The organism is Devosia yakushimensis, assembly GCF_030159855.1.
GTDB lineage: Bacteria > Pseudomonadota > Alphaproteobacteria > Rhizobiales > Devosiaceae > Devosia > Devosia yakushimensis.
The window spans coordinates 2,089,283-2,104,647 of the sequence record NZ_BSNG01000001.1 but is presented as its reverse complement, the minus strand read 5'-3'; the positions used below and the strand labels follow the sequence as shown (position 1 = coordinate 2,104,647).

The window sequence follows — 15,365 nt, the reverse complement described above, 5'->3', positions numbered from 1 at the left end:
CTCCCCCTAATAGGGGGAGGCTAGGAGGGGGTATCCCGAGGAAACTTCCCTCATCCGTCGCACAGCTGTGCAATGTCACCGTACCGTCACCGCAACGCAGTCATTCCGTCAACCACCGAGTCTAGGAGTCGCGCCGCTTTCACGAGCGCAACCCATTCCCGGAGACTCCCAAATGACAAGCAAATGGCTGTTCGGTGCAGCTCTGGCCGCAAGCGCGCTTACCGCCGCAGCGCCAGCTTCTGCCGCGACCAAATTCGAATTCTGGTATGGCCTGAGCGGTGACCTTGGCGAACGCGTGCAAGACGTCTGCAAGGCCTTCAATGCGTCGCAGGCCGATTATGAAATCGTCTGCGTGAGCCAGGAAAACTACGAAAACAACCTGCAGAACACCATTGCGGCCTTCCGCGCCAACAAGCAGCCGACCATCACCCAGATTTCCGATGGCGGCGTTGTCGACCTGATGCTCTCCGGCGCTTTCCTGCCGGTTCGCGAGCTGATGGAGCAGAACGGCTACGAGATCCAGTGGGATAACTATTTCTCGGGTATCGCTTCGTACTTCGCCAATTCCAAGGGCGAAATGCTGGCCATGCCGTTCAACTCCTCGACGGCAATGATCTATTACAACACCGACGCCCTCAAGGCCGTTGGCTTCGAAGGTCTGCCGACCACCTGGGAACAGGTCGAAGACGTTGCCCGCAAGATGAAGGAAGCCGGTTACGATTGCCCCGTAGGCATGGACCCGGCCGGCACCTGGCAGTGGTGGGAACAGTTCATGGTCATCCACAACCAGCCCGTCGCCACGCTTGGCAACGGCTATGGTGGCCTCAATGCCGAAGTCACCTTCAACCAGGGCAAGTTTGTCGATCAGCTGACCTTCTACAAGCGCATGTTCGATGAAGGCCTGTTCGTCAACAAGTCCAAGGCCACCGGCCAGACCGCCAACGAAGCCTTCACCGCCGGCGATTGCCAGGTCACCTCGACCTCGATCGCCGACCACGGCAGCTTCGCCAAGCAGGCCGCTGAAGGCGTGCATTGGGAAGTCGCCATGCTCCCCATCTGGGAAGGTACCGAGCGTCAGAATTCCGTCGTTGGTGGCGCAGCTCTGTGGACCCTCAAGGGCAAGTCGGAAGAAGAATACAAGGGCGCCGCTGCGTTCTACAACTTCATCGCGACCCCGGAACAGGCCCTGTGGTGGTCGACCAATACCGGCTACATCCCGGTTACCAATTCGGGCTTTGACTCGATGAAGTCTTCGGGCTTCTACGACGCTGCTCCCTACAAGGGCCGCGAACTGGCCATTGAATCGCTGACCTATACCCCGCCGGGCGAAAACAGCCGCGGCATCCGCCTGGGCAATTTCGGCGCCGTGCGTCTGGAAGTCGCCAAGGCCATGCAGTCGGTGATCTTTGACGGTGTCGATCCGCAGACCGCGCTCGACGAAGCCGCTGCCCGTTCGAACGAAATCCTGCGCAAGTTCGAGCAGACCTACAAGGGTCAGCAGCTCCCCTGATCGTCCTGATCGAAACGACGCCCGGGCGGCTTACCGCCCGGGCGTATCCGGCTTAGCAAACAAGGAATACGCTCCCCATGGAACGACGCGCGGTATACCGCAACAAGGTGTTGCCCTGGCTGCTGATCGGCCCGCAACTCATCCTGGTGCTGGTGTTCTTCTACTGGCCGACCTCACAGGCGCTCTATTGGGCCTTCACGCTCGAACAGCCCTGGGGCGGCGGCAATGCCTGGGCGGGCTTTGACAATTTCCTCTATATTTTCCGCGACAACCGCTATTGGGCCACCGTGCTGCGCTCGGCGTTCTACGCCCTTGCCGCCACTGGCTTGTCCATGCTCGTCGCGCTGACCCTGGCCAGTTTCGTCGATCGTGCGCTCAAGGGCACCAAGCTCTTCCAGTCAGTCTTCATCTGGCCCTATGCCATTGCGGCTCCGGCGGCAGGCGTCGCCTTCCGCTTCATCTTTTCGCCCGAGGCGGGGCTGATCGGCGGCATCAACACGATATGGCCCGGCATCTGGGACCCTGCGACCAACGCCGCCCATGCCCTGGCCATGGTCATCATCTGCCACGCCTGGCTCGGCATCGGCTATAATTTCGTCTTCTTCCTGGCTGCCCTGCAGATGATCCCCAAATCGCTGAGCGAAGCCGGCGCCATGGATGGTGCCCGTCCGTTCCAGCGCATGATGGATTTGCAGCTGCCGCTGATCGCGCCAACGGCCTTCTTCCTGCTCATCATGAACATCATTTCGAGCTTCACGGACAGCTTCGGCCTCATCGACACCATGACCGAAGGCGGCCCGATCGGGCAGACCGAAGTGATGGTCTACAAGATCTATATCGATGGCTTCAAAGGGCTCGATTACTCGGGCGCCGCGGCGCAGTCGATCATCCTCATGCTCCTCGTCATCTCCCTGACGTTCGTCCAGTTCAAATGGGTCGAACGCCGCGTTCACTACAATTGAGGACCGGCTCATGATCGAACGCTCCCCATTCTTCGACGCGCTCACCTATTTCGCGATGCTTGTCGGCCTCGTCATCGTCGTCCTGCCGTTCTGGATCGTCATCGTGGCCGCCAGCCAGTCCCTGCAGGAAGTCAGCCGCGTGCCGATCAGCTTGCTGCCGAGCGACCAGCTCTGGATCAATCTCCAGGAAGCCTGGGCCCGTGCCGATCTCGGCCCCAAAATGGTCAACAGCTTCATCGTCGCCATCGGGGTGACCGTGGGCAAGATCACGCTGGCGGCCATGTCGGCTTTTGCCATCGTGTTCTTCAACTTCAAGGCGCGCATGATCTGCTTCTGGCTGATCTTCATCACGCTGATGCTGCCGCTCGAAGTGCGTATCGTGCCGACCTATTCCATCGCCGCCAATGCCCTGCTGCCGTTCCAGGTCATCCTCGACACTTTCGGCATCACCTGGCTGGTGCAGCAGCTCTCGGGCATCCAGATCGCGCTCAACTGGAACCTGCTCAATTCCCATGCCGGCCTCATCCTGCCGCTTGTGGCTACTGCGACCGGCACCTTCCTCTACCGCCAGTTCTTCATGACCATTCCGGACGAGCTGGCAGAAGCCAGCAAGATGGATGGCGCCAGCGCCATGGAGTTTTTCTGGGACGTGCTGATCCCGCTGTCGCGCACCAATATGCTGGCGCTCGCCACCATCATGTTCGTGGGCAGCTGGAACTCCTATCTCTGGCCGCTGCTCATCACTACCGACCGCGCCAATTTCGGCACCGTGGTCATGCAGCTCAAGGCCCTCATCCCCAACATGAACGGTACGCCGGACTGGAACGTCACCATGGCCGGCGCCCTCATCATCATGCTGCCCCCGCTCCTGGTCGTTGCCTTCATGCAGCGCTGGTTCGTGCGTGGCCTCATTTCCCGCGACAAGTGATCGGAGACAAGCCTATGTCCCAAATTTCCATCAGGGCCGTAAAGAAGGTCTACCAGAAGAACGAAGTGATCCATGGCGTCGATGCCGAGATCGAAGCGGGTGAGTTCGTCGTCATCCTCGGGCCATCGGGCTGCGGCAAGTCGACATTGCTGCGCATGATTGCCGGGCTCGAAGAGATTTCCGGCGGCGAGATCGCCATCGGCGACCGCGTTGTGAACAAGCTCGAACCGCGTGAGCGCGGCTGCGCCATGGTGTTCCAGAATTATGCGCTCTACCCGCATATGACGGTGCGCCAGAATATCGGCTATTCGCTCAAGGTCGCCAAAATGCCCAAGGCCGCGCGGGAAGAGCGGGTCATGAAGGTCGCCAAATCGGTGAGCCTGGAGCCCTATCTGGACCGCCGTCCTGGCGAGCTCTCCGGTGGCCAGCGCCAGCGCGTCGCCATGGCCCGTGCCATGGTGCGCGAGCCCAAGGTGTTCCTGTTCGACGAACCCTTCTCCAACCTCGATGCCAAGCTGCGCGTGGCCATGCGCGCCGAAGTGCGCAACCTGCATCGCAGCCTCGGCGTCACCTCGGTTTTCGTGACGCATGACCAGACCGAGGCCATGACCCTGGCCGACCGGCTGATCATCATGAATTCGGGCGTGGTCGAGCAGATCGGCAAGCCCTCGGAGGTCTATCACCATCCCGCCAGCCGCTTCGTCGCCGATTTCATCGGCTCGCCGGCCATGAACCTCATCAATGGCTGGTTCGGCGAAGACGGCAATTTCCGCCACGGCAAGGGCGGCATGATCCACCTGCCTGCCATTGCCGGCCACGTAACCAGCCGCGATGTCGCATTGGGCGTGCGTCCTGAATCGGTCCGCCGCGTCGCCGCCGGCACCAAGGGAGCTCTCCCCGCCGTCGTCGACTATATCGAAGAGCTGGGCGCCGCCCGCCTCATCTATGCCGATACCGAAGGCAGCCGTATCGTTGCGGTCGACAATGGCACTGACGCGCTTGGCACTGGCATGCCGGTGCATTTCGCGCTTGCCGAAGCCGACCTGCATCTCTTCGACAATACCACTGGCCGCCGCATCGAGACGCGCCCCGGCCAGCACGCCGCCAATGACCAATTCGCGACCGCCTGAACCAACGGAGACTGACATGAGCAACATTACCGCGACCGGGTTCAATTCCGGCTCCACCGACGGCGAACTCGATAGCCTCGAAGCCGATCTGCGCCGCCTCGCCGATATGGGCGTCGACACTGTCGAGCTGGCCCTGACCGCCATCGATCTGATCAGCGGCGGCCGCATCATCGAGGAACGGGCCGAGCGGCTCGTTTCCCTCACCAAGCAGTTCGACTTCCGCTACACCGTGCACGGCCTGGTCTCGTCCAATTTCATGGACCCGGCCACCCAGCGTTATCAGCTCGACGCCGCCAAGGCGCTGGTGCAGCTCTGTGACCGTGTCGGCTCGGGCATTCTGGTGCAGCATGGCGGCGCCCTGCGCGCCGACCAGCTTGCCGAGCGTGCCGGCGCCGACCAGCGCGAGCGCGAAGCCCTGACCGAACTGGCCGACTTCGCCCGTCCCTACAATGTGCGTATCGCGCTCGAAAACATCTTCACCACCGAGCCCGGCCAATATCGCCAGACGCCGGCCGAGGTCGCCGAGACCGTCAAGGCGGTGAACCACCCCAATGTGGTGGCGCTGATCGACTTCAGCCATGCCTATATCGAAAGCACCTATAAGGGCCTCAATTTCCGCGAGCAGATCGCGGCCATGGCCCCGGTCACCGGGCATCTGCATGTCCATGACAGCTTCGGCCGCCCCCAGGGCTTCTACAAGGCCTTCTTCCCGCAGGAAAATACGGCCATGGGCATTGGCGACCTGCACATGCCGCTGGGCTGGGGCGATATCGACTGGGACAGCATCTTCGCTGAACTCGATTTCCTGCCCGACACGGTGCTGATGATGGAAATCGGCCACCGCTACCGCAATGAGCAGGCTGCCTGCCTTGAACGGGCGCGGAAATTGGCGGGGTTGTCGGGGGCTGAGGCCATCGCTGCGCAGTAAACCGAGGGTAGGGGCTCTCAACACCCCCTCCCAGCCTCCCCCCATCAAGGGGGAGGTGCTGATGCGGCGGGTGTAGCGAGATGCAGGCTCGATCTGTCCCTCTCGACGCTGGCGAGTGTTTCGATTGCTCCCACCCCACAATCGCCTCCCTCGGGCTTGACCGGAGGGCCTTTCTCAGCCCGGCACAAGTGGCGAGTGGCCCTCGGGTCGAGCCCGAGGGAGAGGCAATGGGTGAACGGACTTTTGGGCACAATACCGTTTTACCCACAACGTCATCCCGGCGAAGGCCGGGATCCATGCTGAAGGCTATCCAAACATTGGATGTGGCTGATGGTCTTCAGCATGGATTCCGGCCTACGCCGGAATGACCCGGTGATTATGATAGGGCCCAAGCCCCCTCATACTTCTCCAAGAACCCTTCCGCACCCAGCTTGCGGAAATCCGGTAGCGCCTGGTGCAGCCGTTCGTGGTCCCAGTCCCACCACGCCAGCCGGTCCAGCCGCCCAGCCACATCATCGCTGAACCGCTGCCTGATCGTCCGCGCCGGCACGCCGACGGCAATGGCGAAGTCGGCCACGTCCTTGGTCACCACGGCATTGGAGCCGATGATCGCGCCATTGCCGATTTTGACGCCTGGCATGATCACGGCACCATGCCCGATCCAGGTGTCGTGGCCGATGGTGATGCGGCTGCCCGCCCGCCAGTCGAAGAAATCCTGGTCGTCCTCTTCGCCCTCGAAATACCAGGCCGAGCGATAGGTGAAGTGGTGCAGGGACGCCCGCTCCATCGGGTGCATGCTGGCATAGATGCGCACATGGGCCGCGATATTGGCGAATTTGCCGATATCGCTATAGGCGATCTGGGTATTGCTGACGCAGTAGGAATAATCGCCCAGCGTGGAATGGGACAAGGTGCAGCCCGCGCCCACCTCGGTATAGCGGCCCAGCGTGGATTCCCGCACATGGGCCGTGGCGTGGATATGGGGTTCGATACCCAGCTTGGTCATGCTGCAATCCTCGGAGCAAAAGCGGTGACGTCGACGATGCGGTCCGCTACCTGGTTGCGCACATCCTCATCGTGGAAAATACCCAACAGGGCCGTGCCGGCGGCCTTTTTCCGGGCGATCATCTCAACGACCACGGCCCTGTTAGTCGCGTCCAGCGATGCGGTCGGCTCGTCCAGCAACAGCACCTTGTGGTCGGTTATGAAGCCGCGGGCGATGTTGACGCGCTGCTGCTCGCCGCCCGAAAAGGTCGCCGGGGGCAGGGACCACAGCCGCTCGGGCAGGTTGAGCTGCGCCAGCAAGGCCTTGGCCCGCTCCACCGCCTCGGCCTTGTCCGTGCCCCGGATCACCAGGGGCTCGGCCACGACATCGAGCGCCGATACGCGCGGCACCGTGCGCAGGAACTGGCTGACATAGGCGATGGTGTCACGCCGCAGCGTCAGCACCAGCCGCGGATCGGCTTTTGCCAGGTCGATTTCGGCGCCATCATGGGCCAGCAGGATCGAGCCGCTATCGACGCCGTAATTGCCGTAGACCATCTTGAGAACGGAGCTCTTGCCCGCCCCGGACGGGCCGCCCAGCACCACGCATTCGCCGGCATGGACGTCGAATTCGACATTTTCCACTACCGGCAGGACGACCCCGTCGCGCAGATGCATGGTGAAGGTCTTGGAGAGGTTGCGGATAGAAAGGGCACTCATGATCACACCTGCAAAATCGACGACACGAGCAATTGCGTATAAGGCTCGCGCGGATCGTCGAGCACACGGTCGGTCAACCCCGCTTCGATCACGCGGCCATCCTTCATCACCATCATGCGGTGGCTCAGCAGCCGGGCCACGGCGAGGTCATGGGTGACGATGATGGCGGCCAGGCCCAGTTCCCCCACCAGCCCGCGCAGCAGATCGAGCAGGCGCGCCTGCACCGATACGTCGAGCCCACCGGTCGGTTCGTCCATGAAGACCAGGCGCGGCGACGTGACGAGGTTCCGGGCGATCTGCAGGCGCTGGCGCATGCCGCCGGAGAAGGAGCGCGGCTGATCATCGATCCGGTCGGCGGCGATTTCCACCCGGCCCAGCCAATCGACTGCCGTCTCGCGAATGTGGCCATAATGCCGGTCGCCCACGGCCATCAGGCGTTCGCCCACATTGGCGCCGGCCGATACCGTCATGCGCAGCCCATCGGCGGGGTTCTGGTGGACAAAACCCCAATCGGTCCGCATCAGGAAACGCCGCTCGGCCTCGCTCAACTCATAGAGATTGCGCCATTGCTCGTCGCGCATGCGATATTCGGCAATGCCGGAGCTGGGCTCCAGATGGGTCGAAAGGCAATTGAGCAAGGTCGTCTTGCCCGAACCGCTTTCGCCCACAATGGCCAGCACTTCGCCGGGCCACAGCTCGAACGACACATCGGTACAACCCAGCCTTGTGCCGTAATATTTGGTGAGGTCCTTGACCCGCAGCAGAGCTTGTTCGCTCATTCCGCTGCCTCCATCGCTTCGCCGCTCAAATGCCCGCGGTGTCCTGCCGCGCGGCGCTCTTCGCAATTGTCGGTGTCCGAGCAGACGAACATGTGCCCGCCATGGTCATCCAGGATCACCTCGTCGAGGTAGACGCCGGTAGCAGCGCATAGCGCGCAGGGCTCGGTAAAGTGCTGGATTTCGAAGGGGTGATCTTCAAAATCGAGGCTCACCACTTCGGTAAATGGCGGGACGGCGTAAATGCGCATTTCGCGCCCGGCGCCGAACAATTGCAGTGCCGGCGACATGTTCATCTTGGGATTGTCGAATTTGGGCGTGGGGGAGGGGTCCATCACATAGCGCCCCTCGACCTTGACCGGATAGGCGAAGGTGGTGGCGATGCGGCCGTGCCGGGAAATGTCCTCGTAGAGCTTCACATGCATCAGCCCATATTCCTCGAGCGCATGCATCTTGCGCGTCTCGGTTTCGCGCGGCTCGAGGAAGCGCAATGGCTCGGGGATCGGAACCTGATAGACCAGAACCTGGCCGGCCTTGAGCGGCCGTTCGGGAATGCGGTGGCGCGTCTGGATGATGGTGGCGTCGGCCGTATGCGTCGTGGTGGCCACATTGGCCACCTTGGCGAAGAAGGCCCGGATCGAGACGGCATTGGTCGTGTCGTCGGCGCCTTGGTCGATCACCTTGAGCACATCGTCGGGACCGATCACCGAAGCCGTGACCTGGACGCCACCGGTGCCCCAGCCATAGGGCATGGGCATTTCGCGGCTGGCGAAAGGCACCTGGTAGCCCGGAATGGCGATGGCCTTGAGGATGGACCGCCGGATCATCCGCTTGGTCTGTTCGTCCAGATAGGCAAAATTGTAGCTCGGGATCAGGCTCATTCCGCCGCCTCCTTCTGTGCATCATGTTCGGCCCGCATGCCTCGCAGCAGGCCCAGCTCCGCCTGGAAATCCACGTAATGGGGGAGCTTGAGATGTTCGACGAAACCGGTCGCCTGCACATTGTCGGAATGGGCGATGACGAATTCCTCGTCCTGGGCGGGAGCCACCACATCCTGGCCGAATTCACGGGCGCGCAGGGCCCGGTCGCAGAGCGACATCGACATGGCCTTACGTTCGGACTGGCCGAAGACCAGGCCATAGCCGCGGGTGAACTGCGGCGGCACCTTGGCCGAGCCCTTGAACTGGTTGACCATCTGGCATTCGGTCACCCGGATGCGTCCCAGGCTGACGGCGAAGCCGAGTTCGGGAATGTCGAACTCCACCTCGACCTCGCCGAGGCGGATTTCCCCGACAAAGGGGTGGGTGCCCGCGTAACCGCGCTGCGTCGAATAGGCCAGCGAAAGCAGGAACCCTTCATCGCCGCGCGCCAGGGCCTGCAGCCGCAGGTCGCGATTGAGCGGATATTGCAGCGGCTCGCGCGTCAGGTCGCCAACCTCGCCGGCTTCGGTTTCGCCATCGGCGCCGAAATCGGGCTCGATCAGCCCTTCATGGGCCAGCAGGTCGGTAACGCGCGGCGCTTTTTCCGGCTCGGCAGGCCGCCGCATAGGCGCAGCGACATCGCTGCCTTCGGCCACGGCCGGATCGAGCAGGCGATGGGTATAGTCAAAGGTCGGGCCCAGCATCTGCCCGCCCGGCAAATCTTTGAACGTCGCGGAAATGCGGCGTTCGATGAGCATATTGCCGGTATCGATCGGCACCGAATAACCGAAGCGGGGCAGGGTGGTGCGATAGGCGCGCACCAGGAAGATCGCTTCGATCAGGTCGCCCCGCGACTGGACGATGGCCAGCGCCGCCAATTCGCGGTCATAGAGCGAGCCCTCAGCCATACAGCGGTCGACGGCGAGACCAAGCTGCTGGATGATCTGTTCGAGACCCAGCGCCGGAACCTGCCGGTCGCCCCGGCGGCGGTCGGCCAGCAAGGCTTGGGCATTGGCAATGGCGGCTTCACCGCCCTTTACGGCCACATACATTCTAGGCGTCCTTTCTCGAAATCCGGGTTGTCCGCGGCAGGCCGATCACGGCGCCACCTGCCACCAGCAGCAGGTCCACGCCGCGCGGAAACAGCGCGCCGTTTTCGGCCCATTGCTGCAGGAAGTCTTCGGGCAGGCCGACGGGCGAAATCTCGATGCTATGCTCGATCCCCGGGCCCTTCAGCACCAGCGTTTCTCCCCCGCTCAGGGCTTCCAGCGCCACGGCCAGCGTCGTCGAGCGATCGGGGTAAAGGTCGGTGCCCAGCGAAAAGGCGTTCAACTGCAGCGCAGCGCCTTGGCCCAGCGCGGCAAAGGCGGCCTCGCCGGGCGCTGTGGTGAGGGGCGAACCGATATGGAAGCGTAGCCAGTTCGTTACCGCTTCGCTCGCCAATGCACCGTCGAGCCACACGGCAGTATCGTGATCGCACAAGGTCAGCAGCACGGCCGCCAGCTCGGGAGAGAGCGGGGCCGGCGGGGTGAGGCCCAGCGCCAGGTCCTGCACTGTTCCCGGATTGGCCAGGGCATTCATCATGGCGCGAAAGCCCTGCTGGGCCTGCATCACCGGATCGGCAAAGCCGCCATCGAGCACCAGATTGTCCATCAGACGTCCCCTCGTACCATGGTGAAGAAGTCGACCTTGGTTGCAGCCGACTCCTCGCGGCGCTGCTGGTCGTTCTGGCTGGCATTGGTCCGCAGGGGAGCCAGCACATCGGCTTCCACGCGCTCGGGTTCCCGCTGGAACAGCGCATCGAACACCGCAATCAGCCGGGCCTTTTCGAGATCGCGACCCAAGCAATAGCCGTGCCCCACTTCCCCGCTTTCGAGGCGGATAGTCGCGCGGCTCACGGTCGCCTCGCCCAGATTGAACGGAGCGCCACCGCCGCCGGCGCGGCCGCGCACCATGACAAGCCCGGTCTCGGGCCCGCGCACGGCCCGGAAATCGGGCTTGCCGGTCCAGTCCGTCCAGCGCTGTGCCAGGGCCGCACCCTCTGCCGCGGCCAGGGCATTCAATGCCAACCGCCTTGCTTCTGTCGTCATCATGCTTGCCTCAACTTGTCTAATAAACTAGACAACATAGAACCTGATTCCGGTCTTAGGCGCCCCGTGTGAATTTGCAATGACAAAAATCATGTCCGCTTCCGATTCCCATCTCAGCGGTGTTGCGCTCTGGCGGCGCATTGCCGACGCCATCCGGCTCGACATCGTTGGCGGCAAGCGCCTGCCGGGGGAAAGGCTTCCCGGGGAGACCGAACTGGCCGAGCGCTTTTCGGCCAATAGGCACACCGTCCGCCGGGCGCTCGCGGCTCTGCAGGCCGAAGGCGTCATCCGCACCGAACAGGGCAGGGGCAGCTTTGTCGACCGGGCCCGGCGCGTCAGCTATCGCATCGGCAAGCGCACCCGCTTTTCGGAGAACCTTGCCGGGCAGGCCAATACGATCTCCCGCATCATGCTGTCGTCGCGGCTCGAAAACGCGGCCGCCAATGTCGCATCGGCATTGGGCCTGCGGGCCGGCAGCAAGGTGACGCGCATCGAGACGGTGGCATTGGCGGACGACCGGCCAATGTCCCGCGCCACCCTCTGGCTGGGCTATGCGGCCTTTCCCGATTTCGCCACGCGCTTTGCCGAAACGCCCTCGGTCACCAAGGTTCTGGCCAGCTACGGCATAGCCGACTATGCCCGCGCCAGCACGCGCATATCGGCCCGCCACGCCGATGCCGACGAAACCGCGGCGCTGAAACTGGCTCCCGGCGCCATCCTGCTGGTGTCGGAAGCCGTCGATACCGACCTCGCCGGAAAGCCGCTGCTTTACGCGCTGACCCGCTTCCCGGCGGATTTGATGGAGCTGGTGGTTTAGGTCTAGGCAAACCCGTCCATATCCACGACGTCATTCCCGCGCAGGCGGGAATCCACTCTTCAAACTGTGACGGAAGAGAAAGAATGGATTCCCGCCTGCGCGGGAATGACGTTGTGGTTTAGACCCGCTCCACCAGGGCTTGCCGAAGCAGGCCGACAAATCGCTCGCCGGCGTCCTGCAGGGGGCCGGAATTGTCGATCTGCCAGCTTTCGACATCGGGATGGGCGGCATCGACCTGGCGGGCCAGGCGCTGGCGGATGGCCTGCCCGTCCTCGCGGCCGCGCGCGGCCAGGCGCCGGGCGATGATATCGGGCGTGGCCGAGATGGTCGCTACCATCACCCGCCGATAGCGGGCCACTGCCTCCCCGATCACCTGGCGGGACACATTGGCAATGACGACGCGTCCGGCCGCAATATCCTCATCAATGGCGCGGGGCAGGCCATAGCGCAGGCCATGGGCATGCCAATGCAGGGCCAGTCCGCCGGCCTGAGCGAGCGCTTCGAATTGCTGCTCGCTCAGGCTGTCATGATCCTCTGCCGCGCGGTCGGCCGGGCGGGTGACGACGCGGCGGACAAAGGTGAACTCGCCGCTTTCGGCAAGCCGCTGGCGCGCAAATTCGATCAGCGAATCCTTGCCCGACCCGCTGGGGCCGACGACGGCGACGAAGGCGCCGCTACCAGAAGCGTCCGAGGTCATATGACGCGGTTTCCTTCGCGCCACACCGTGCGCACGATGGGAACGCCATCCTGCACGCGCACGCGCACCAGATCGGCCCGCTTGCCCTGGGCAATCTCGCCCCGGTCATGCAGGCTTGCCGCTTCCGCCGGATGCTTGGACACCAGCCGCACGGCATGGGGCAGGGTGATGGCGTCGACGCTGTCGCCCAGCGAGAAGGCGGCCTGCAACAGGCTGAACGGAATGTAGTCGGACGACAAAATGTCGAGCAGGCCCGCTTCGGCCAGCTCGCGCGCCGAAACATTGCCCGAATGCGAGGAACCACGCACCACATTGGGCGCGCCCATCAGCACCGCCATGCCCGCCTGGTGCGAGGCGCGGGCGGCTTCGACCGTAGTGGGAAATTCGGCGACATCGATGCCCTGCGCAATGGCTTCGTCGACATGGCCGAGCGTGGCGTCGTCATGGCTGGCCAGCACAATACCATTGGCCTGGCAGAACTGCGAGATAGCCGCACGATGCGGCCCGGCATGCATTTCGGAATCGCGAATGCGGCGTGCCGAAAAGTCGGCCAGCGCCTGATCGCTCATCTTGAGCTTGCCTTGGTAGTAAACCCGATAGGCATCGAGATTGGCGAATTGCCGTTGCCCCGGTGCGTGATCCATCAGCGAGGCCAGCCGCACCAGCGGATGGCTCTGCAGCCGCTGGAAGCCATCGAGGCAATCGGGCGCCGAAACCTCGCAGCGCAGGTGAATGAAGTGGTCGGCACGCAGCCGGTCCGATGCCTTGCCGGCGGCGATGGCCTCGGCCAGCACCAGCATTTCGGTGTCACCCATATCGGCCTGCTCGTCGGTGCCGACGCGCAGGGCATCAAAGACCGTGGTGATGCCGGAGGCGGCAACCTGCGCGTCATGCGCCTGCACGGCGGCAATGGCGTTCCACCGCACCTTGGGGCGCGGCGCATAATGGTTCTCGAGATGATCGGTATGGAGTTCCACAAGGCCGGGGATGATGTGGTCCCCATCCATATCCTCGCCATGCGCCGAAGCCGGGCTGATATCGGCAATGACGCCGTCGCGCAGCAGGATCGCGCCCTGGATGACCTCGTCGGCCAGGACGATCCTGGCATTGGTGAGAACGGTTTCGGCAGTGGAATTCATAGTCATTGATCAAGCAATCTTGCGTCGGCGTTGCGGGGTGAACTGGTGGCAGGAATGGACGAAGAACGGAGCATTGGGCTCCGGCTCCACGAAGAGGGCGACTTGCCCGATATGCAGCGGCGCATTGGCAAGGTCGCCGAAATGGCGGCGCAATACCAGCGCGACGTGATCACGTTCCATCTCATCGATGGGGCCGGTGAGCGTCATATGGAAGCGGAACTGGTCGAACACATTGGGATGGCCCCAATTGCGCAGATTGTCGAATTGCTGCCCGTTGAAGCGCCCGATATCGCCCCGCGCCAGATCGAGATCGGTCATCGGGCTGCGATAGATATCGAAGGCGGTGACGAAATCGGCGGCGAGATCATTGAGTTCGGGCAGCGGCACTTCGGGCACCAGCGCGAAGGCATTCTGGATCGGCACGATCCGCATGGCCGGAATGGTGACCGAGGGAATGCGCCGGCAGAACCGGTCGAGCGCGGACTGCAACTCGCCGATTTCATAATCGGGCGAGAGGCGGAACGGGGCTTTCAGCGTGCCGTGAAAACCAAAGCGGCGCGGCACAGCAGTCAGGAAGGCATGGTCGGTTTCCACCAATCCTTCCACCGGCCAGCTGACGCGCGCACCCGTATAGGGGTCGCGCCGAAGCCATTGCGCCGCGGCAATCTGCAGCGGATCATCGGCCGGAGGGATAAAATAGATCGCACAACGCATGGTGGGCCCATAGTGACACCGATGGGTTACCTGAACTCTGTGACAGTTCAGCAAATGTCTAGTTTAGTGCACAAGTTCTTTTGGGGAGAAATCGCCGGAAAACCGGCATTGACCATGATTGGTACCCGTTGATCACGCAGGAATGATACGCATCCGCCGCCGCGGCCCTGCCACGCAAAGACAAGGTGCGCTATCGCGCGCTTTGTGCCATCACACCGCAAGGATGCGTGCCCAATGCTGAAGTTCTGACGATGAGCGATTCCCCGGCCCAAATTGCAAAGGACATGGCGCCAGCCAATGGCCGGCGGCCGGACGATATTGCCCTGCTGTTCGAGGGCGTCTCCATGGTCTTTCCCGATGGAACCCAGGCGCTGGACCGGGTCGATCTGGCGATCAGGCCGGGCGAATTCGTCTCGCTTGTCGGCCCCTCCGGCTGCGGTAAATCGACCTTGCTGAGGCTCGCCGCGGGCCTTGAAACCCAGACCGCGGGCGATATCTGGGTCGACCGCGACAGCCTCGGCTACACCTTCCAGGATGCAACGCTCCTGCCATGGCGCAAGGTTCTGCCCAATGTCGAACTGCTGATGGAATTGCGCGGGTTCGATCCCGCCGAGCGCCGCCGTATTGCGCAGGAACAGATCGAACTGGTGGGCCTCACCGGCTTTGAAAACCACTATCCGCGCCGCCTGTCCGGCGGCATGAAGATGCGCGCTTCGCTGGCCCGCTCGCTCGCGCTCAACCCCGCGGTCTTCCTGTTCGACGAACCCTTCGGCGCGCTCGACGAAATCACCCGCGAGCGGCTCAATGACGAATTGATCGCGCTCTATATCAGGCAGCAATTCACCGGCCTCTTCGTCACCCATTCCATTCCGGAGGCGGTCTATCTCTCCAGCCGGGTCGTGGTCATGTCCCGGCGTCCCGGCCATATCGTCGCCAGCTTCGACATTGCCTTCCCCGAGCCGCGCGGGCCCGAGCTGCGTTACACCAGCCGGTTTGCCGAAATCTGCGGGGAAATCTCGCTGGCGCTGCGCAAGGCGATGGAGGGCTAGG

17 protein-coding genes are annotated in these 15,365 nt (G+C 63.1%); 7 read left to right on the top strand and 10 right to left on the bottom strand.

What is annotated here, in order from left to right:
• Positions 1-172 precede the first annotated feature (172 nt).
• The 5 genes from QQL79_RS10310 (at position 173) to QQL79_RS10290 (ending at position 5,458) form a co-directional block, all read left to right on the top strand.
• Positions 173-1,510 carry an extracellular solute-binding protein gene (locus QQL79_RS10310; RefSeq protein WP_284390473.1) on the top strand — a complete coding sequence of 446 codons (1,338 nt, stop codon included), beginning with the start codon at positions 173-175 and terminating at the stop codon, positions 1,508-1,510.
• A 77-nt stretch (positions 1,511-1,587) separates the two neighbouring features.
• A complete protein-coding gene (locus QQL79_RS10305) occupies positions 1,588-2,472 on the top strand; it encodes an ABC transporter permease subunit (protein WP_284390470.1) in 885 nt (294 codons plus the stop codon).
• 10 nt (positions 2,473-2,482) lie between these two features.
• On the top strand, positions 2,483-3,400 hold the full coding sequence (locus tag QQL79_RS10300) for an ABC transporter permease subunit (protein WP_284390468.1): 918 nt from the start codon (positions 2,483-2,485) through the stop codon (positions 3,398-3,400).
• Positions 3,401-3,414: 14 nt separating this feature from the next.
• Positions 3,415-4,530, top strand: a complete 1,116-nt coding sequence (locus tag QQL79_RS10295; protein ID WP_284390466.1) for an ABC transporter ATP-binding protein — start codon at positions 3,415-3,417, stop codon at positions 4,528-4,530.
• Positions 4,531-4,546: 16 nt separating this feature from the next.
• Complete coding sequence (locus tag QQL79_RS10290) at positions 4,547-5,458, top strand: TIM barrel protein (protein WP_284390464.1); 912 nt, start codon at positions 4,547-4,549, stop codon at positions 5,456-5,458.
• A gap of 376 nt (positions 5,459-5,834) precedes the next feature.
• On the opposite strand, the gene QQL79_RS10285 is transcribed toward QQL79_RS10290, so the two are convergent.
• Genes QQL79_RS10285 through phnG form a run of 7 tightly spaced genes read right to left on the bottom strand, consistent with a single transcriptional unit; the run spans position 5,835 to position 10,951 of the window.
• Entirely contained in the window at positions 5,835-6,464 is a 630-nt protein-coding gene (locus tag QQL79_RS10285) for a DapH/DapD/GlmU-related protein (RefSeq protein ID WP_284390462.1), read from the bottom strand.
• Complete coding sequence (gene phnL / locus QQL79_RS10280) at positions 6,461-7,162, bottom strand: phosphonate C-P lyase system protein PhnL (protein WP_284390461.1); 702 nt, start codon at positions 7,160-7,162, stop codon at positions 6,461-6,463. The genes QQL79_RS10285 and phnL overlap by 4 nt, the downstream gene beginning before the upstream one ends.
• 2 nt (positions 7,163-7,164) lie before the next feature.
• Complete coding sequence (gene phnK / locus QQL79_RS10275) at positions 7,165-7,941, bottom strand: phosphonate C-P lyase system protein PhnK (RefSeq protein WP_284390460.1); 777 nt, start codon at positions 7,939-7,941, stop codon at positions 7,165-7,167.
• Complete coding sequence (locus tag QQL79_RS10270) at positions 7,938-8,819, bottom strand: alpha-D-ribose 1-methylphosphonate 5-phosphate C-P-lyase PhnJ (protein WP_284390458.1); 882 nt, start codon at positions 8,817-8,819, stop codon at positions 7,938-7,940. The genes phnK and QQL79_RS10270 overlap by 4 nt, the downstream gene beginning before the upstream one ends.
• A complete protein-coding gene (locus tag QQL79_RS10265) occupies positions 8,816-9,910 on the bottom strand; it encodes a carbon-phosphorus lyase complex subunit (protein WP_284390456.1) in 1,095 nt (364 codons plus the stop codon). The genes QQL79_RS10270 and QQL79_RS10265 overlap by 4 nt, the downstream gene beginning before the upstream one ends.
• A 1-nt stretch (position 9,911) precedes the next feature.
• On the bottom strand, positions 9,912-10,511 hold the full coding sequence (gene phnH / locus QQL79_RS10260) for a phosphonate C-P lyase system protein PhnH (protein WP_284390454.1): 600 nt from the start codon (positions 10,509-10,511) through the stop codon (positions 9,912-9,914).
• Positions 10,511-10,951 carry a phosphonate C-P lyase system protein PhnG gene (gene phnG / locus QQL79_RS10255; RefSeq protein ID WP_370461205.1) on the bottom strand — a complete coding sequence of 147 codons (441 nt, stop codon included), beginning with the start codon at positions 10,949-10,951 and terminating at the stop codon, positions 10,511-10,513. The genes phnH and phnG overlap by 1 nt, the downstream gene beginning before the upstream one ends.
• A gap of 88 nt (positions 10,952-11,039) precedes the next feature.
• Between phnG and phnF the strand changes: the two genes are divergently transcribed.
• Positions 11,040-11,765 (top strand): phosphonate metabolism transcriptional regulator PhnF, encoded by a 726-nt coding sequence (gene phnF, locus QQL79_RS10250; protein ID WP_284390453.1) that lies wholly within the window; start codon positions 11,040-11,042, stop codon positions 11,763-11,765.
• 118 nt (positions 11,766-11,883) lie between these two features.
• Here the strand turns inward: phnF and phnN are convergent, their stop codons facing one another.
• Genes phnN through QQL79_RS10235 form a run of 3 tightly spaced genes read right to left on the bottom strand, consistent with a single transcriptional unit; the run spans position 11,884 to position 14,315 of the window.
• Positions 11,884-12,462: a phosphonate metabolism protein/1,5-bisphosphokinase (PRPP-forming) PhnN gene (phnN, locus tag QQL79_RS10245; protein ID WP_284390451.1), complete on the bottom strand. Its 579-nt coding sequence runs from the start codon at positions 12,460-12,462 to the stop codon at positions 11,884-11,886.
• On the bottom strand, positions 12,459-13,607 hold the full coding sequence (locus QQL79_RS10240; protein WP_284390449.1) for an alpha-D-ribose 1-methylphosphonate 5-triphosphate diphosphatase: 1,149 nt from the start codon (positions 13,605-13,607) through the stop codon (positions 12,459-12,461). The genes phnN and QQL79_RS10240 overlap by 4 nt, the downstream gene beginning before the upstream one ends.
• A 3-nt stretch (positions 13,608-13,610) precedes the next feature.
• Entirely contained in the window at positions 13,611-14,315 is a 705-nt protein-coding gene (locus tag QQL79_RS10235; protein WP_284390447.1) for a DUF1045 domain-containing protein, read from the bottom strand.
• A 251-nt stretch (positions 14,316-14,566) separates the two neighbouring features.
• On the opposite strand from QQL79_RS10235, the gene QQL79_RS10230 reads away from it, so the two are divergent.
• The gene (locus QQL79_RS10230) at positions 14,567-15,364 is read left to right on the top strand and encodes an ABC transporter ATP-binding protein (RefSeq protein WP_284390444.1); all 798 of its coding nucleotides are present in this window, start codon (positions 14,567-14,569) and stop codon (positions 15,362-15,364) included.
• Position 15,365: the final 1 nt, after the last annotated feature.